General features: G+C 66.6%; 14 protein-coding genes and 1 tRNA gene. 7 read left to right on the top strand and 8 right to left on the bottom strand.

Annotated elements, in window-relative coordinates; all coding sequences use genetic code 11:
- Window positions 1-109: 109 nt before the first annotated feature.
- A complete protein-coding gene (locus IDF66_RS03205) occupies window positions 110-400 on the top strand; it encodes a WhiB family transcriptional regulator (protein WP_164308862.1) in 291 nt (96 codons plus the stop codon).
- A gap of 87 nt (window positions 401-487) precedes the next feature.
- Here IDF66_RS03205 and IDF66_RS03200 read toward each other — a convergent pair whose 3' ends face one another.
- From IDF66_RS03200 to IDF66_RS03190, 3 genes are all read right to left on the bottom strand, one after another.
- On the bottom strand, window positions 488-1,804 hold the full coding sequence (locus IDF66_RS03200; RefSeq protein WP_164308863.1) for an ABC1 kinase family protein: 1,317 nt from the start codon (window positions 1,802-1,804) through the stop codon (window positions 488-490).
- Window positions 1,805-1,884: 80 nt separating this feature from the next.
- Complete coding sequence (locus IDF66_RS03195) at window positions 1,885-2,826, bottom strand: hypothetical protein (RefSeq protein WP_203588655.1); 942 nt, start codon at window positions 2,824-2,826, stop codon at window positions 1,885-1,887.
- 122 nt (window positions 2,827-2,948) lie between these two features.
- Window positions 2,949-4,427 (bottom strand): zinc-dependent metalloprotease, encoded by a 1,479-nt coding sequence (locus tag IDF66_RS03190; RefSeq protein ID WP_190265697.1) that lies wholly within the window; start codon window positions 4,425-4,427, stop codon window positions 2,949-2,951.
- An 88-nt stretch (window positions 4,428-4,515) separates the two neighbouring features.
- Between IDF66_RS03190 and IDF66_RS03185 the strand changes: the two genes are divergently transcribed.
- Window positions 4,516-5,556, top strand: a complete 1,041-nt coding sequence (locus IDF66_RS03185) for a YlbL family protein (RefSeq protein ID WP_190265696.1) — start codon at window positions 4,516-4,518, stop codon at window positions 5,554-5,556.
- A gap of 12 nt (window positions 5,557-5,568) precedes the next feature.
- On the opposite strand, the gene IDF66_RS03180 is transcribed toward IDF66_RS03185, so the two are convergent.
- A complete protein-coding gene (locus IDF66_RS03180) occupies window positions 5,569-6,189 on the bottom strand; it encodes a PPA1309 family protein (protein WP_190265695.1) in 621 nt (206 codons plus the stop codon).
- Window positions 6,190-6,470: 281 nt separating this feature from the next.
- Between IDF66_RS03180 and IDF66_RS03175 the strand changes: the two genes are divergently transcribed.
- Window positions 6,471-9,464, top strand: a complete 2,994-nt coding sequence (locus IDF66_RS03175; RefSeq protein ID WP_190265694.1) for a UPF0182 family protein — start codon at window positions 6,471-6,473, stop codon at window positions 9,462-9,464.
- An 84-nt stretch (window positions 9,465-9,548) separates the two neighbouring features.
- Here the strand turns inward: IDF66_RS03175 and IDF66_RS03170 are convergent, their stop codons facing one another.
- Window positions 9,549-9,836: a hypothetical protein gene (locus IDF66_RS03170; RefSeq protein ID WP_164308868.1), complete on the bottom strand. Its 288-nt coding sequence runs from the start codon at window positions 9,834-9,836 to the stop codon at window positions 9,549-9,551.
- A gap of 372 nt (window positions 9,837-10,208) precedes the next feature.
- Between IDF66_RS03170 and IDF66_RS03165 the strand changes: the two genes are divergently transcribed.
- The 4 genes from IDF66_RS03165 to IDF66_RS03150 all read left to right on the top strand — a co-directional run bounded on the left by IDF66_RS03165 (window position 10,209) and on the right by IDF66_RS03150 (window position 13,827).
- Entirely contained in the window at window positions 10,209-11,456 is a 1,248-nt protein-coding gene (locus tag IDF66_RS03165; protein ID WP_190265693.1) for an MCE family protein, read from the top strand.
- Between the two features lie 110 nt (window positions 11,457-11,566).
- Window positions 11,567-11,643, top strand: a tRNA-Met gene (locus tag IDF66_RS03160).
- 154 nt (window positions 11,644-11,797) lie between these two features.
- Window positions 11,798-12,688 carry an S-methyl-5'-thioadenosine phosphorylase gene (locus tag IDF66_RS03155; RefSeq protein ID WP_190265692.1) on the top strand — a complete coding sequence of 297 codons (891 nt, stop codon included), beginning with the start codon at window positions 11,798-11,800 and terminating at the stop codon, window positions 12,686-12,688.
- On the top strand, window positions 12,685-13,827 hold the full coding sequence (locus tag IDF66_RS03150) for an NAD-dependent epimerase/dehydratase family protein (protein ID WP_164308870.1): 1,143 nt from the start codon (window positions 12,685-12,687) through the stop codon (window positions 13,825-13,827). Before IDF66_RS03155 ends, IDF66_RS03150 begins: the two co-directional genes overlap by 4 nt.
- On the opposite strand, the gene IDF66_RS03145 is transcribed toward IDF66_RS03150, so the two are convergent.
- Genes IDF66_RS03145 through IDF66_RS03135 form a run of 3 tightly spaced genes read right to left on the bottom strand, consistent with a single transcriptional unit; the run spans window position 13,725 to window position 16,765 of the window.
- A complete protein-coding gene (locus IDF66_RS03145) occupies window positions 13,725-14,756 on the bottom strand; it encodes a sensor histidine kinase (RefSeq protein ID WP_164308871.1) in 1,032 nt (343 codons plus the stop codon). The two genes, IDF66_RS03150 and IDF66_RS03145, sit on opposite strands and share 103 nt — an antisense overlap.
- A gap of 24 nt (window positions 14,757-14,780) precedes the next feature.
- Entirely contained in the window at window positions 14,781-15,470 is a 690-nt protein-coding gene (locus IDF66_RS03140) for a response regulator transcription factor (protein WP_164308872.1), read from the bottom strand.
- Between the two features lie 20 nt (window positions 15,471-15,490).
- Complete coding sequence (locus tag IDF66_RS03135) at window positions 15,491-16,765, bottom strand: hypothetical protein (RefSeq protein ID WP_223309265.1); 1,275 nt, start codon at window positions 16,763-16,765, stop codon at window positions 15,491-15,493.
- Window positions 16,766-16,934: the final 169 nt, after the last annotated feature.

Raw genomic sequence — 16,934 nt, 5'->3', positions numbered from 1 at the left:
TGTAGATACCCGAAATCGGTCTCATCCCAGACGATGAGTTCCCATTTCGTCTCATCCACATCGAGGACTCCGGGTTCAACACCCAACACGAGTAGATGTGGAGAGCAAGATGACCGTCGATTGCGTTCTCGAATCGTGTCTTTCGGCGGACCGCGTGTCGGTCGATGGCCTGGACCTGCCGTGCCAGGTTGCCGACGCCGATCTGTGGTTCGCCGAGGACCCCCGAGATCTGGAGCGGGCCAAGGCGATGTGTGCCGAGTGCCCTCTTCGTGACGCCTGCCTGAGGGCTGCGCTGGAACGTGCCGAGCCCTGGGGGGTCTGGGGCGGTGAGATCCTCGACCGTGGCACCGTGGTGGCGCGCAAGCGCCCGCGCGGTCGGCCGCGCAAGAACGCTGCCTGATGAGGTGGCGGCCCCTTCAGGGCCGGCCGGAATCCCGGTCGGCCCTGAGCGGCGGCCGGGCGAACTGCACGAAGTGTCGTGCCGAACTCAATCGGCGAGGCCTGGCACCCACTTCTCCATGATCGCGCGATACGGTGCGTTCGCCTCGAGCTGTGAAGCGATGCCGACACATCCCGCGAGCACACGAAAGACCATCACATAGTTCTTGGGCACGTTCAGGTTTCGCGATGTCTTGTAGACGTCACCGCGGACGTCGGTGGCCTTGCCTGCGGCGCGCTGCATCCATTTGCGCGTGAAATGGAACGACTCGGTGTAGAGCGGATCGACGTACGGCTTCAGGTAGGCCTCGATGTCGGCCGGGCTCACTCGATCGGCATGTGAGCGCCGGATGAAGTCGGTCTGCACCATCAGCTCTTTGAGCTCTTCGTACTGTTTGTCCCGTGCCAGACGGAGAATGGGCCCGGTCTCCGGTGGCAGACCGTTGGGATAGTGACCGACCGCTCCGAAGTCGAGGATGCCGAAACGGCCGTCGTCCATCAGGAAGAAATTGCCCGGATGCGGATCGCCGTGGAGCAGCCCGACACGGAACGGTGAACTCACCTCGAAGGTGGCCATTTTCGCGGCCGCGTTGTCGCGGGTCGCCTGATCACCATCGGCGATCACCTTGGACAGTCGGGTGCCGTCGATCCATTCGGAGACAACCACCTTCGGTGCACTCGCCACGACCTTGGGAACCAGGAAGTCCGGGTCGCCGTCGAAGGCCTTGGCGAACGCGCGCTGATTGTCGGCCTCCCCGAGATAGTCGAGCTCGGCCTCTGTGCGGTCGATGAGTTCGTCCATCATCGCCCGGACATCGGTGCCCGGCGACAGCTTCTGCAGCAGGCCGGACATCCGGGACAGCGTCTTGAGGTCCGCCTTGAGTGCGTGATCGGCACCCGGGTACTGCACCTTGACGGCGACGGCGCGGCCGTCGGACCAGACGGCCCGGTGGACCTGCCCGATACTGGCCGACGCGGCGGGTTCGTCGGAGAACTCACGGAACCGTTCGCGCCACTTGGTGCCGAGTTGCTGGTCGAGGACCTTGTGCACCTTGGCTGCGGGTAGCGGAGGCGCCTCCGCCTGCAGTTTGGTCAACGCCTCGCGGAAGGGCTCCCCGAACTCGTCGGGGATGGCGGCCTCCATGATCGACATGGCCTGGCCGACCTTCATGGCGCCGCCTTTGAGCTCGCCGAGCACGGCGAAGAGCTGTTCGGCGGCTCGTTCCAGCATCTCCTGCTGGACCTCGTCCTTGTCCCTGCCCACCATGCGTTTACCGAGACCGGCCGCTGCGCGTCCGGCCATACCGATGGGCAGCGACGCCAACTTGGCGTTGCGTCGTCCCTGCCCCCGAGTGATGTCGCTCATAGCGTCCTTTCCCCACCTCAGGATAGAGGACGGGCGTGCCCCGACGACCGCCACACCCGAGCGCGGGGCTGCTGCCGTGGTCAACCGGCCTGCGCGGTGATCGGGCGGCAGTCGCACAGCGGATGCGGTGGCCATTCCACCACTGCGAGCCTTGCCGGATCTGCGTGGAATTCCAAAGCGCGATTGAACAATTGGGGCGTCGATCCAGTCGACGCGCCGGCCCAGAGCGCCCCCGCGAGCTGTTCGATCTGCTCATGGGTGAGGGCGGCGGTGCTCCGGATGGTGCCGGCACTGGCATAGCCCGGCTGACGCACCATCTGTGCGGCCAGCAGAGGCCAGTCCGGTTCCATCGTGGTGCGATGGTGATCTGCGCACCGGAGACAGCTCGAGAGGCCGGGCAACACAAGGGGTCCGATCACACCGACACCGTCCCGGACGCGCACCTGCAGATGCGGGATGCGGGCGGCGATGAGTGCGTTGACGACGGCGGGCTCGTGGACCAGGAAGTCGGTGAGCACCACGAGGTTCGCATCCCACCCGTCGACCACGGAGTCATGGGGACGACGGGTCGACCGGCGTGGCACCATCCCCACCTCGGCAAGCGAGGCGGCGAGCAGGTCCGAGAGGGGGCCGCGTCCGTGTAGACGGATGCGCAGCGTGGACGACGATCTGCCGTTGTCGGTGGCGATCGCCTGACCTGCGGAGGTGAGTGTGCCGACGATGGTGGCGAGGTCGGCCGCCGTCAGGCCGATCGACCGCGCGCGGCGCAGCATCTCGCCCCGCGACCGGGGGCGGGTCAGATCACGGACCAGTGCGGCGACCGCGTCCGCCCGGACCGGCGAGGTGAGCTCGATGATGAGGCTGCGGTGCGGATCGCTGCCGACGTGCACGCGATTGCCGGGCCGGACGAGGACAGGTGTCCCCGGTCGAACGAGGGGCAGACTGATCGGCAGCTCGACCGGCTCCCGGGCACCGTGGGATTCGTTCCGGGGGCGTGGGTGCCGGGCGCTCGGATCGGACATGACGTCACTCTGCCACTCCCGGACGCGATCTCACGGCTCGCCGAAGAGGTTGTGCACAAGTGGGAACACCTGTGATCAGTGCGGTTGCGGTGGTGCCTACGCGTCCGGTACCACCGCGGCGATCACGATGCGCCGGAGTCGCGGGGCGGATCGTCGGAGTCAGGGGAGTCAGCGGAGCCGTCCGGCTTGTCGCCCCGTGACTCCTGGTCCGCGCGCTCCTGCGCGAGAGTGGCCTCGAGCTGGGCGATCGGGTCATCGAAGGAACTGGCCCCGCCGCCGATGACGCCGTCGATGAACGCCGCCGGATGATCGAGATCGTCGGCGTCGGGCATCAGATCCGGATGCGCCCACACCCCGTCACGAGTCGAGATGTCGCCCGCCTCCAGCAATTGCCGCCACAGGGCCGAGGCCTCCCGCACCTTGCGTGGCCGCAACTCCAGGCCCACGAGCGTCGCGAAGGTCTGCTCGGCGGGCCCGCCCGTGGCGCGCCGCCGTCGCATCGTCTCGGTGAGGGCTGCCGCGCTCGGGATGCGGTCGTCGAGAGCCTTCGACACCACCTGCTCCACCCAGCCCTCGACCAGGGCGAGGAGGGTCTCCAGCCGGGCCAGCGCCGCCTGCTGCTCTGGTGTGGTGGTCGGCTCGAACGACGCCGACGACCCGATCAGCTCCTCGAGTTTTGACGGGTCCGACAGGAGCTCCTGCGGGTCGATGCCGGAGGTCATGTCGGCGATGCCGCTGAAATCGATGCTGATGCCCCGCGCATACTCCTCGACCGTGGACAGCAGGCGCTGCCGCAGCCACCCGACGTGGGTGAACAGGCGCACATGCGCGGCCTCCCGGGCGGCGAGGAACAGGATGATCTCCTGCGCCGGTTGCTCGAGCCCCTCGGCGAAACTCGCGATCGCCTCGGGCAGCAGGACCGCGGTGCCCTCCGGGGCGAGGGGGAGCCCGACGTCGGTGGAGGTGAGGACCTCCTTGGCCAGCTGGCCGAGTCCCTGGCCGAGCTGGGTACCGAAGGCCATCCCGCTCATCTGGGTCAGCATGCCCATCATGGGGCCGGCGAACTGGGCGGCCTCCGCGGGCAGGTTCTGTTCCCACGTTCTTGACAGTTGGGTGGCGACGGGATCGCAGAGCCGTTTCCAGGTCGGCATCGACTCCTCGAGCCACGTCACCGGCGTCCACGCGACGGCCTGGCGTACCCCGCCGGGGAAGGTGGTCACATCATCGAGCCAGACGTCGGCCAGGCGGACCGCATCGGCGACGGCCTGGGTCTCCTTGTCGAGCACGGGTGTGAAGTTGCCGATCTGCTGGCGGGCGAGGTTCGTGGCGACCTGGTAGTTCACCGGACCGCCTCCGGCGCCGGGCGCCATCCCGGCGCCCATGCCACTGAACATGTTGCCCAGCTGGGAGAACATCTGGCCGAGCTGCGACGGATCGAAACCCTCGGCGCCCCCCATCGCGAAACCGAAGGGGTTCTGCGGGTTGCCCGGATCGCCGGGGGTCGCGTCGTTGTCGGACTTGTCCGCGCGACGCTTGTTCTCGCTGCGACGCTCGTCATCGTCGTCGCCGGAGGGGGAGAACCCGAAGGGCAGATCACTCATGCCTCCACGGTACCGCCCGCCAGGCGTCGCGGCGTTCGCCTTGAGCGTAGGCAGCTCAATGCAGGAGGGGTCCGTTACTGTGAGCGGAATGAGCTTGCAGCCCGGGCATCGTCGGATCGCGACCGTCGCCGTCACCGCGCTGGTCTTCGTCGCACTGCTGTTCGTCGGGACGACGGTGCAGGTGCCGTTCGTGGCACTCGGTCCCGGTCCGACCGTGAACACACTCGGCACCCTCGACGACAAGTCCGTGGTCGACATCACCGGCACGCCCACCGATCCGACGACCGGAAATCTCAACCTGACGACCGTCTCGGTGACCGACGGAATGTCGATGTTCCAGGCTCTCGGGATGTGGATGTCCGGCACGTACACGCTCGAGCCGCGTGACCGCCTGTACCCGCCCGATCAGTCGCCTGACGATGTCCAGCAACAGAATCAGCAGGAGATGACGGGATCGGAGGACAGCGCCACCGCCGCGGCTCTGCGATTCTTGCACCGGCCGACCAAGGTCGTCGTCGTGAGCGTCGCGCCCAACGGCCCGTCCGCGAACGTGCTCCGGCAGGGCGATCAGGTGCTGACGGTCGCAGGCAAGCCGGTGTCGACGACGGCGGAGATGCAGGCCGCGGTCAAGGGCAATGCCCCGGGAACCGCCGTTCCCATCGAGATCGATCGCGGTGGTGCCAAGCAGACCGTGACGGTCACGCTGACGGCTCGTCCCGACGATCCCAAGGTCGGCTATCTCGGGGTCACCCCTGAAGTGGTGAATGCCGATCCGGCACTGAAGATCTCGTACAACGTCGGTGACATCGGTGGTCCGTCGGCCGGGATGATGTTGAGTCTGGCGGTGATCGACCGCCTGAGCCCGGGCGAACTGACCCACGGCAAGTTCATCGCGGGGACCGGGACGATCGACGAAGACGGTGCGGTGGGTCCGATCGGCGGCATCACGCACAAGACGCGCGCCGCCCGGGACGCCGGCGCCACCGTGTTCCTCGTGCCTCAGCGCAATTGCGCTGAGGCGGCATCCGACGCGCCGGACGGGCTCACCCTGGTGAAGGTGGACACCCTGCAGGGCGCCGTCGACGCGCTCGGCGATGTAGGTGCAGGACGGCCTGCCCCGCACTGCTGATCGCCGACCGTGTCAGCTGTCGGGGCCGTGGTCGAGCGTGTGCGCCAGGGCGGCGCGCAGATCGGTGGCCAGGTCGTGATGGGTGAGCAACTCGATGCCGGTTGCTTCGGCCCCCTGCTCGGGACGTAGCTGCATCAGCGCCAGGGTGCGTCCGTTGCGCAGTGCACCGACGGCGAGACGGGCGGTGCGTGCGCCCGGGTGGGCGTCGGCCGAGGCGCGCAGGACGGCATCACCCCCGGTCGGGTCGTCCGGGTCGCCCGGCACCTGCAGAAACGCCGAGTCCAGGTCTGCCTCGGCCTCCGGCGGCAGTACGAGGATCTCCTGGACCAGCGCCGCGCCGATGACCTGCGCCGGCCAGGTCGTGGTCGCGAGGATGCGTTCGAGGTCTGCCGTGCGGGACGGTTCGGTGCCGACGGGGAGGGGCTCCTGCGCGATCGGGCTCAGTTCTGAGTCGTCGTCGGGGTCGACCAGATCCGGTTGGGCCCTCGCCAGCGTGGCGGTCGGGACCAGGGCGAAGAGGGCAGGCGGCTGATCCCAGCCGCTCTCGTCGACGAATGTCACGATGTCGCTCAGAGCGCGGCCCAGTGCGTCGGGAGAGAGGCCGCCGGACGACGGTGATGGCTGATCGGTCACCGGTCCATCTTGCCGTGTTCCGACGACGTCGGGTGCCTACTCGCGCGGGGCCCACCACGCCGAGTGCGATGTGACATGGAACTCACCCGGGCGGGAATGCGTTGTCGATTCACGCAGGGCGCCGCCCCCTCGACCTCGTCACCGAGTGCGGGGTCGGCGCCCGGCGGCACCGGTGTCGGACCAGCGCCACGCCGGGCCAGTACAGTTGGACGAACACGAGCCCTGCGGGCTTCGTACGGGTCGGGCCGATGCCCGAAATGAGAACTTTGGAGTGTGGGTAGGTGGGCGTACGCGGGCCGGCAGGGATGCCGACACTGTCGCGCAGGAGCAAGATCGCCATCGGGATCGGTGTCGCCGTTCTCGTGCTGCTGCTGATCGGGCCACGCTTGGTGGGACTGGCCACCGACTGGCTGTGGTTCTCCGATCTCGGATACACCCGGGTGTTCTCCACGATCGTGTGGACACGCGTCGTGTTGTTCCTCGTGACGGCCGTGGTGGTCGGTCTGGTCGTGTTCGGGGCCATCGCGATGGCCTATCGATCCCGGCCGGTCTTCGTGCCGGCGTCGGGACCGAACGATCCGCTGGCTCGTTATCGGGCCACCGTGATGGGACGGACGCGCTGGTTCGTGATCGTGCCGTCGGCCTTGATCGGCCTGCTCGCCGGCCTGGTGACCCAGGGTTCGTGGGCGACGGTCCAGACCTTCCTGCACGGTGAGAGTTTCGGCGTCAAGGACGCCCAGTTCGGGCTCGACGTCAGCTTCTATGCGTTCGATCTGCCGTTCTACCGGCTCGTGCTCAACCTGCTGTTCGTCATCGTGGTGATCTCGTTCCTGGCCAACCTGATCACGCACTACCTGTTCGGCGGGATCCGCCTCGGTGGTGGCGGGACGAAGCCGTCGATGACCACCGCGGCGCGTGTGCAGCTCGCCACGCTCGCCGGGATCTTCCTGCTGCTCAAGGCCGTCGCGTACTGGTTCGACCGCTATTCGTTGTTGTCGAGCCAGCGCAAACAGGAGATCTTCACCGGCGCCAGCTACACCGACATCAACGCGGTGTTGCCGTCGAAGTTGATCCTGATGGCCATCGCGATCATCTGCGCCCTGGCGTTCTTCGCAGGCGTGGTGTTGCGCGACCTCCGGGTGCCGGCGCTCGCCACCGCACTCATGTTGCTGTCGGCCCTGGTCATCGGGGTGGGGTGGCCACTGGCGATGGAGCAGTTCTCGGTCAAGCCGAACGCCGCGCAGAAGGAATCGGAGTACATCGCGCGCAACCTGACGGCCACCAAGCAGGCGTACAAGATACGTGACAACGACGACGTCACCTACGAACCGAATTGGACCGCGACACCGGCGGATCCGGTGGCGGTCAACAGTGATTCGGCGACGTTGTCGAACATCCGGATCCTGGATCCGAATGTGATCGCGCCGGCCTTCAATCAGCGGCAATTCCTCAAGAACTTCTATGGTTTCCCCGCGCAGCTGGCGGTCGATCGCTACCAGGTGGACGGACAAGAGCGCGACTTCGTGGTCGCGGCCCGTGAGCTCGATCCGTCGAAGTACGGCGAGAACCAGCAGAACTGGATCAACAAGCACACCGTGTTCACCCATGGCAACGGCTTCATCGCAGCGCCGGCCAACACGGTCGACGAGGCGTCGTCCGACAGTGACAGCGACCGGGGTGGTCTGCCCGTGTTCAAGGTCAGCGATCTCGAGACGATCCGGTCGCAGGATTACCAGAAGAATGCGCCCATCAAGGTCAAGCAGCCGCGCATCTACTTTGGTGAGCTGATCGCCAAGGTGAACCCCGACTACGCCATCGTCGGCTCGGACAACGGTGACCGTGAGTACGACGAGGACGGCAAGAACTACACCTACACCGCTGATTCCGGTGTCTCGCTGGGCAACTGGTTCAACCGGTTCCTGTACTCGGTGAAGTACACCGAGCGCAACATCTTGCTCTCGGGTGCGATCAACAAGAACTCCAAGATCATCTACGACCGCGATCCCCGCGACCGTGTCAAGAAGGTCGCTCCGTGGCTCACGCTCGACTCCAAGACCTATCCTGCGGTGATGGCCGACGGGTCGATCAAGTGGATCGTCGACGGGTACACCACGCTCGACACCTACCCGTACGCGCAACGGATGTCGCTGCAGGGCGCAACGTCCGACGCGCAGGAACTCAATCAGGGGCAGACCGGTCGGACCCAGGTCAACCGTCAGATCTCCTACGCACGTAACTCCGTGAAGGCCACTGTGGACGCCTATACGGGCAAGGTGGACCTCTATCAGTTCGACACCTCCGACCCCGTGTTGAAGACGTGGATGAAGGTGTTCCCGGGCACGGTCAAGTCGCGCGCCGAGCTCGACAAGAACCCGGATCTGCTCTCGCACTTCCGGTATCCGGAGGATCTGTTCAAGATCCAGCGTGCCTTGCTCGCCAAGTACCACGTGTCCGATCCGGAGACCTTCTTCCGCAGCAACAACTTCTGGTCGATTCCCGCGGATCCGAGCAAGGACCAGGCCGTGCAGCAGGGGCTGAATCAGCCGCCGTATTACTTCACCGCTGCCGCACCCAACGGCACCCAGTCGCAGTTCCAGCTGACGACGGTGATGACAGGTCTGAACACCCGGAACCTGGCCGCCTACATGACGGCGTCGTCGGATCCTCGGGACTACGGCCGGATCACAGTGAAGACGTTGCCGACGCAAAAGCAGACCGTCGGCCCGCAGCAGGCGCAGGAGAACATGAAGAGCGCCGGCCCGGTCGCCTCGGATCGTAAACAGGTCGAGGACACCACCCGGGTGACCTACGGCAACCTGCTGACGCTACCGGTGGGCCGCAACGGGATTCTGTATGTCGAGCCGATGTACACCCAGTCGAAGACCGACGACTCGGCGATTCCCAAGCTCTATCGCGTGCTGGTCTACTACAACGCGGCCAGCGACGGCGCCCGAGTCGGCTACGCGGCCACGGTGTCGGAGGCGCTGCGCCAGGTGGGGATCAATCCCGCGGCGGTGACCGACCCGGAGAGTGGTCCGGCTGTCGAAGGCGGTGCGAGCGCCCAGCCCTCACAGTCCGCGAATGCCGCGGCGGCGAGTCCGTCGCCGAATCAGGGGCAGTCGCCGGAACGGGACGCTGCCGTCCAGGCGATCGGCACGGCTCTGACGGCGTTGAAGGACGCGCAGGTGAAGGGTGATTTCAAGGCCTACGGCGAAGCGCTCGATCAACTGAATCAGGCGGTGTCGCAATACGAATCACTGCCGGCGGGAGGCTGATCGCTGCCGCTCGGATCGGAAAATGGCGGGGCGCACCAGAATTCTCTGGTGCGCCCCGCCATGTCGTCGGCCGATGTGACTGGATCACTCGCGATATCGGCGCATGTACCGATCGAGTTCCGGCTCGGTGTTGTCGGGCAGCACCGGGCTGTGATGGTGGCGGTGGTTGAGCGACAGGAAGATCGATGCGGCTACGGCGAACGCACCGATCATCAACAAGCCGAACAAGATGGCTGCTGCGACGTGGCCGCCTGCCATCGACACGAGCCAGAGCGCGGCGGAAGCGAAACCGCCGAGAACCAGCACGTACCCGATGACGCTCATCGGATGATTTCCGTGGCTCTCGTGATGGGGCAGATGATGGGAAGCCATCGTTTCTCCTCCTTCGGTTGACGTAACGCCAGGATACGCCCCTGTGATGTGTGTCACATACCGATTGTAAGGACGTGGCCTTTGCGCAGGTCAGCGCGGGTGTTGCGCGCCAATTCGACGTTCTTCATCGACGCTCGTGAGTGGGCTGAGTGGGCTGTGCTGGAGCGGTGGCGATGCTCGACCGTCGCCTGCCTCGGTGGGTCACCGGTTGCCGGCGTGACCGTGGTCCACTACGTCGCTGTAGGTGACGGCGATCATCGCCGAGACCGGGCCTGGGATGCGCCACGAACATCTGTCCGACGGACTGACTCGTCAGTAAGGTGACGACGGCGCTGGCCGGCGCCATTGGTCGTCGGGGAAGGGCGGTCGTTCATGCCACCACTGTCTCGGTTGGCGCGCATGCAGATTGCCGTCGTGGTGGTTCTCGGCCTGGTCGCTACTGCCTATGCGGGGTTCCGGTATGTCCACCTCGAGCATGCCGTCGGTCTCGGTGTCTACACGGTGACGGCGTCGATGAAGGATTCGGGTGGGATTTTCACCAATGCCGAGGTGACGTATCAGGGTGTTCCGGTGGGACGGGTCGGGAAGTTGACGTTGACCAAGTCGGGTGTGGATGTGGCGTTGGAGTTGAATTCGGGGGGTCCGGAGATTCCGGCGTCGGCGACGGCGGTGGTGGCGAATCGGTCGGCGATCGGTGAGCAGTTCGTGGATTTGCAGCCGACGTCGTCGGCGGGTCCGTTTTTGTCGGATGGGTCGGTGATCACGAAGTCGTCGGTGCCGCCGCCGTTGGAGGATGTGGTGTCGTCGGCGATTGATTTCACGTCGTCGATTCCGGTGGATGATCTGCATACGGTGATCACGGAGTTGGGTAAGGCGTTCAACGGTCAGGGTGAGAATCTGACGCGGTTGGTGGATTCGTTGTCGAAGTTGTCGCGGTCGGGTTATGACTCGTTGGATCAGACGATCTCGTTGATTCGCAATTCGAATATGGTGCTGGAAACCCAAGCCGACGAGTCCGATTCCATCTTGTCGTGGTCGCACAATCTGGATCTGATCACGGCGACGTTGGCGTCGTCGGATCCGGATCTGCGTCGGTTGTTGACGACGGGTACGGCGTCGGCGACGCAGATCTCGGAGTTGTTGCGGCGCAGTGGCGGTGACATCTCTACTGTTGTCAAGCAGTTGTCGAGCACATTGCGGACCATCGGGCCGACGTCGTATGCGATCCGTCCTGCTCTGGCAATGCTGTCCCAGCTCTCGGCAAGTAGTCATGCCACCGCGCCGGGTGATGGTCAGATCCATTTCGGCGTGGTGTTGGAGACGAACAATCCTGCCGCGTGTACGCGGGGTTATGAGGGCACCGACGCGATGATCCGGGAGATGAAGCGCAAGGATCCGTCGTTCGACATCCATTACGACGATTTCCCGTTCAACACGAATGCGAAGTGTTCGGTGCCGGTGGGCAACCCCACGGGGGTGCGCGGAGCGGCTCGCGCTGCGTTGGCGAACCCCGAGACGACGCAGCCGTGGGACGACACCCCGAAGAAGGATCCGGACCGGTTGGATCTCAACCCGCTGGCGCAGCAGTTGGCGGCGTTGATGGGAGTCCACCCGCGATGATCGCCGGGCTCGTCGACGTGGCGGCGATCACACCATCGTCGCAGGTGGCGCCGTATATCGGAGGCGATTTGCATCTGGTCGGAACGGGTGTGTAACGTTGTATTCACCAACGCGGGGTGGAGCAGCTCGGTAGCTCGCTGGGCTCATAACCCAGAGGTCGCAGGTTCAAATCCTGTCCCCGCTACCAACACGAGAACCCCCGCCCGGGACACCCGGGCGGGGGTTCTCGCTTTCCCGGCCCGATGCCGAACCCGCCGCCGTCGGCGGTCACCATGACGAAACCGTGACCGATCGGTCGCAGGGGGTGACGTCGCGCATCGCAGACGCGCACCATCGAAGGCATGCACAGCGCGACGAACGATTCCGCACCCGCCATCGGCATCATCGGCGGCACCGGCCTGTACCGCTTCTTCTCCGACGACGACGCGGTTCTCGAGACGGAGGTGGATACCCCCTTCGGTCCTCCGTCCGCGCCACTGCGGGTCGCCACGGTCGATGAGAGACGTCTGGTGTTCCTTCCGCGGCACGGTGCACATCACGAGTACCTGCCGCACCGGATTCCCTACCGGGCCAATCTCTGGGCGTTGCGGGCATTGGGGGTCCGGCGTGTGATCGGTGCATGCGCGGTGGGCGGCCTCCGTCCCGACCAGGGGCCCGGGACCATCGTCGTCCCGGATCAGTTGATCGACCGCACCACGCAGCGGGCGCAGACCTTCTTCGACCGGCCCGAGATCTGGGCAGGCGCCACGCGGCCCGACGGCCCGGTGCACGTGCAGTTCGCCGATCCGTACTGTCCGGGTCTGCGTGAATCGCTCTCGTCCGCGTCCGCGGACGTGATCGACGGCGGGACGATGGTCGTCATCGAGGGCCCGCGGTTCTCCACTCGGGCCGAGAGTCGGTGGTATGCAACCGAAGGTGCCTCGCTGATCAACATGACCGGACAGCCCGAGGCTGCGCTCGCCCGCGAACTCAAGATGTGTTACTCGGCTGCGTGTCTGGTCACCGACCTCGACGCGGGCATCGAGGCGGGTATGGGGGTCACGGCCGCCGAGGTGTTCGCCGAATTCGCGAGGAGTCTGCCGCGTCTCGTCGACGTGATCCGGGCCGCGATCGAGTCCATCGACGCAGGCGCCGAATGTGATTGTGGTGCAGCCGAGCACGACGTGGACTCGCTGTTCGCCACCGGGCTCGGCACCACGCTCGGAGCCCGGCCGACGGCCGGTGCGCGATGAGCCGCGTGTTGGTGACCGGAGCCGCGGGATTCATCGGATCGCGAATCGCCGAGTTCCTGCGGGCAGCCGATCACGAGGTGGTCGGGGTGGACGCGCTCATCCCTGCCGCGCACCCGGTGGATGCCGGGCTTCCCGACGGCGTGCACCGCGTCGACGTCGCCGACCACGAGGCGATTGTCGCGCTACTCGACGGCGTGGACGTGGTGTGCCACCAGGCGGCGATGGTCGGAGCCGGTGTGGACGCATCGGATGCACCCCGCTACGCCCGGGAGAACGACTTCGGCACGGCTCGACTGCTGGCCGCGATGTTCGACGCCGGGTGTGCGCGACTCGTGTTGGCGTCGTCGATGGTGGTCTATGGGGCGGGGCGCTTTCTCGATGCCGACGGCACCCCGGTCCACCCGGTGGGCGATCGCAGGCCAGAGGATCTGCGCGCGGGAACGTTCGAGCATCTGCGCGACGGGCAGCCGTTGCGCTGGACCCTGACCGATGAGGACACACCGTTCGCGCCGAGCACGTCGTATGCGGCCAGCAAGTGCGCGCAGGAACACTATGCACGTGCGTGGTCGGAGCAGACCGGCGGATCGGTGGTCGCACTGCGCTACCACAATGTGTACGGCCCGTGGATGCCACGCGACACCCCGTACGCCGGTGTGGCCTCGGTGTTCCGGTCGAGGCTGGCCGCGGGCCTCGCCCCGTTGGTGTTCGAGGACGGTGGCCAGATGCGCGACTTCGTGCACGTCGATGACGTCGCGCAGGCCAATGGCTGTGCGATCGACGCAACCGATGCCGACGGTTTCCGGGCGCTCAACGTCTGTTCGGGAACCCCGATCTCGATCGGGACCGTGGCGCGTCTGCTGTCCGAGGCGACCGGTGGCCCGGTACCGGAGATCACCGGCGGATTCCGGCTCGGCGACGTCCGCCACGTCGTCGCGGATCCTCGACGGGCCCAGGAACACATCGGCTTTCGGGCCATGATCCCGCCGGACGAGGGGATTGCGCGCTTCGCCTCCGAACCGCTGCGCAGATCGGCGGGTCAGGCACCCGCCGGGATGAGCGGCAAGGTCACCTCGAACCGGCTCCCGGAGTCGAGGTTGGACGCCACGATCGACCCCGAGTGGGCGTCGACAAGGCCCTGAGCGATGGCCAATCCGAGCCCGGCGCCCGCGGGCACCCCGTCGATCGCCGAGGGTGTGCGCGACGGGCTGCCCCGATAGGACGTCTCGAAGATGCGCTCCAGGTCGTTCTCCGGGATGCCGACGCCCGTGTCGTCGACCCGTATCCACGCGGCCCGTTGCGAGCTGCCGAGCGCGACGTCGATCGCACCGCCCGGCGGCGTGTGTGCCACCGCGTTCACGATCAGGTTGGTGAGGATCCGGGACAGCGCCGAGGCGCTGCCGTTGACCGTGACCGCCACGTCGGGGCAGGTGACGCGCACGGTCACATCGGCTCGAGCAGCGAGAGTGCTTGTCGCACCGGTCACCTCGTCGACCACCTCGCGCAGGTCGATGGCCTCCATGTCCAGTGTCAGCGCCCCGGCGTTGATCCGCGCCATCTCGAACAGGTCGTCGACCATGCGGGCGAGCCGAACGGTGTGTCGATCGATCTGCGTGGCGAAGGACGACACCTCACCGGGATCGGTGACCACATGGTCGCTCAACGCCTCCGCCAACGCCTTGATGTCGGCAAGCGGCGTGCGCAGATCGTGGCTGACCCAGGCGATCAGTTCACGGCGGGAGCGTTCTGCGGCGCGTTCCTGCTCGCGCATGTGACGTTCCCAGACGGTGCGCCTGGCCTGAAACCGGCCCAGCCACAGCGCTGCCGGAATCGTCACCAGCGCGACTGCCGCCAGCACGGCAGCGATCCGCCAGATGTCGCCGGTGAACATCATGCCGCTGACGCCGAACACACCGACGAACGTCGCCACCATCGGGATGAGCACCATCAGCACCATGCTGATCAGCAGCGAGGCACGCCGCATGGCCACCAGCAACAGGGCGCCCGCCAACACCACCGGCGCAGTCCAGGCCAATGCCAGCAGCAGGATTCGTACGATCTCGGAATTCATCGGTCGGCACTCATGTACGGAACCTCACGCGTCACCATCGGCCCGGCACGACCACCGGTATCCACGACCCCACACCGTCTCGATCCGCGATGCGTCGCCGAGCTTGGCACGCAGCCGCTTGACGTGCACCGTCACGGTCGACAGATCCCCGAACCGCCAGCCCCACACCCGCTCCAGCAATTCGTCCCGGGAGAACACCGTGTCGACGTGACCGATGAAGAAGGTGAGCAGATCGAACTCGCGTTTGGTGGTGGACACCGGATGGCCTGCCACCAGGACCTCGCGGGCCGCCAGGTCGACGGTCACCGCGCCATCGGACAACTGGCCGGCCGTCGATTCCACCGTGGCCGCGCTCGCGCGACGCAGTACCGACTGGACGCGCAGGCTCAGCTCGCGCGGGCTGAACGGCTTCGCGACGTAGTCGTCGGCACCCGACTCGAGGCCGAGTACCCGGTCCTCGGCCTCCCCGAGAGCCGTCAACATGATGACCGGCAGGTCTGCATGAACGCCGGAGCGGATGCGGCGGCATACGTCGATCCCGTCGCCGTCGGGCATCATCACGTCCAGGATCGCCAGATCGACCCGAATCCGCTCGAGTTCGTCGAGGGCCTGCCGGCCCGACCCGACCACCGTGACGTGCATACCGTCCCGTTCGAGGTATCGCCGGACGACGTCGGCCACCACGGGGTCGTCGTCGGCGACGAGAATCTGCATGAAGTCAGCCCACACCCGTCTCACCAGTACGTCAACACAAGATGATTGACCACGAGGGCGACGGCCACCTGGGCGCACAGCCACACGCGCTGCCGGTGGACGGGGAGCAGCGCCGTGCTCACCATGGTCCACAGGCTGAAGCCCAGCCAGATCCGTTCGGTCTCGGCCTTGGACAAGGCGCTGAGGTCGGCGGCGAGGATGGCCACCAGGCCGCCGAGGGCGAGCAGCGCGACGGGATGACGCCACATCCGCGATCCGAAGATCCGGCCGAGTCCGGCGGGCACTGCGGGACCGACGGCGAACAGGGTGGCGGCGATGTTCGCCCACCCCCAATACGCAAACGGCCGGATCGATGCGATGCCCTGGTAATAGCGGTCGACCACCAGCCGATAGCCGTCGAACCACCAGAACCCGAAGGCACGGAAGACGCCGACGACCGCGAGGGCGGCGGGCACGGCAAGGAGCAGCGGCCGTGCCGTACGGGCCGAGATCAGTACGGCAAGCACGACGAATCCGATCAGCACTAGCCCGTAGTTGAGGAAGATCGAGAACCCGAGGAACGCTCCGCCGAGAAGGCCGGATGCGGCCGCGGCCAGACCACGCCGCTGCGTCGCCATCGCGACGAATGCGACACCCCACGCCGCCACTGCCATGAAGTATCCGTCGGCGGACACCCCCACCCAGACGAGACCGGGAAAGAGCGCCAGGAACGGCGCAGCACGGCGCGCCCAATCCTCGGCGCCGAGATTGCGGAGGGTGACCATCACCGCGACGAGGGCGCTGCATCCGGTCAACACACACCAGATGCCCGCCCAGCCGCCACCGCCGAGGCCGAGCCGGTCCAGCCACACGAAAGTGATGAGCGCGCCGGGTGGATGCCCCGAGACGTGGGTGGTCCAGGAGTCCGGCTGATGATCGAGGATGCGATCCGAGAACGTCGCGAGCATGCCCGGGATGCTGTGCACGCCCGGCACTTCCGACAGGTACTCGTCGGGTCGGACGAGGCGCCCGGCGATGCCGCGCTGCCAGCCGTCGATCAACGCCAGGCTCAGCGTCCATGTCACGGCGGTGACCCACACGGTGATCGTGAGTGTCCGCCATCGGAGTCGAGACGCCCAGCCGGGCAATAACATCACCGCAGCGACCGCGATCACGACGGCGGGGATCGAACCCGGACCGACGTGTGGGTTCCATTGCCCGAACAGCGGTGCGGCGCCGGCGAAGATCCGGCCCCGTAAAGCATCACCCATGGTGATCGGTACGACGATCGCCGCGACCACCAGTGCGATCGCCATCGAGACCCACACGACGTCACTGCGCGCGATGCCGCGGCGGCGCACGGGTTCTCCGGCGTGCAGGGGGGTGGCGGGGGGTGCCGTCGGTGACCTCACATGTCCCACCGTAGGAGCCAGGGCGGCACGACGACAGGGGTCCGGACCCGACGTCACACTTCCGTCACCGCCC

The sequence above is a fragment of the Gordonia hankookensis genome (assembly GCF_014673215.1).
Lineage (GTDB): Bacteria > Actinomycetota > Actinomycetes > Mycobacteriales > Mycobacteriaceae > Gordonia > Gordonia hankookensis.
The sequence above is the reverse complement of the archived record's forward strand: the minus strand, read 5'-3'. Positions and strand labels throughout refer to the sequence as shown.